The organism is Vibrio sp. Y42_MX_L11 (genome assembly GCF_024181785.1).
GTDB classification, from domain to species: Bacteria; Pseudomonadota; Gammaproteobacteria; order Enterobacterales; family Vibrionaceae; genus Vibrio; species Vibrio diabolicus.
In genome coordinates, this window is the sequence record NZ_JAMZAP010000044.1 from 1 (window position 1) to 1,179 (window position 1,179).

Sequence of the window (1,179 nt, forward strand, 5' to 3'; positions counted from 1 at the left end):
TCGAAACTCCTTCGGGTTGTATGGTTAAGTGACTAAGCGTACACGGTGGATGCCTTGGCAGTCAGAGGCGATGAAGGACGTATTAACTTGCGATAAGCCCAGATTAGGTAGTAAAAACCACTTGAGTCTGGGATTTCCGAATGGGGAAACCCACTTACATAAGTAAGTATCGTTATGTGAATACATAGCATAACGAGGCGAACCGGGGGAACTGAAACATCTAAGTACCCCGAGGAAAAGAAATCAACCGAGATTCCGAAAGTAGCGGCGAGCGAAATTGGACTAGCCCTTAAGCTTTATAGGCGTTAGGTGAACAAGCTGGAAAGCTTGGCGATACAGGGTGATAGCCCCGTAACTGACGACGCATATTCAGTGAAATCGAGTAGGGCGGGACACGTGATATCCTGTCTGAATATGGGGGGACCATCCTCCAAGGCTAAATACTACTGACTGACCGATAGTGAACCAGTACCGTGAGGGAAAGGCGAAAAGAACCCCTGTGAGGGGAGTGAAATAGAACCTGAAACCGTGTACGTACAAGCAGTAGGAGCAGGCTTTGTCCTGTGACTGCGTACCTTTTGTATAATGGGTCAGCGACTTATATTCAGTGGCAAGGTTAACCATCTAGGGGAGCCGTAGGGAAACCGAGTCTTAACTGGGCGTTCAGTCTCTGGATATAGACCCGAAACCAGGTGATCTAGCCATGGGCAGGTTGAAGGTTGAGTAACATCAACTGGAGGACCGAACCGACTAATGTTGAAAAATTAGCGGATGACTTGTGGCTAGGGGTGAAAGGCCAATCAAACCTGGAGATAGCTGGTTCTCCCCGAAAGCTATTTAGGTAGCGCCTCGGACGAATACTACTGGGGGTAGAGCACTGTTAAGGCTAGGGGGTCATCCCGACTTACCAACCCTTTGCAAACTCCGAATACCAGTAAGTACTATCCGGGAGACACACGGCGGGTGCTAACGTCCGTCGTGGAGAGGGAAACAACCCAGACCGCCAGCTAAGGTCCCAAATTACTACTAAGTGGGAAACGATGTGGGAAGGCTCAGACAGCCAGGATGTTGGCTTAGAAGCAGCCATCATTTAAAGAAAGCGTAATAGCTCACTGGTCGAGTCGGCCTGCGCGGAAGATGTAACGGGGCTAAGTAGTAAACCGAAGCTGCGGCAATACT

The 1,179-nt window shown here is 49.5% G+C and carries 1 rRNA gene (only partly in view); it reads left to right on the forward strand.

The window, feature by feature from the left end:
• The first annotated feature begins 22 nt into the window (after window positions 1-22).
• Window positions 23-1,179: ribosomal RNA gene (locus NL643_RS22645) — 23S ribosomal RNA — on the forward strand (it continues 1,824 nt past the right edge of the window).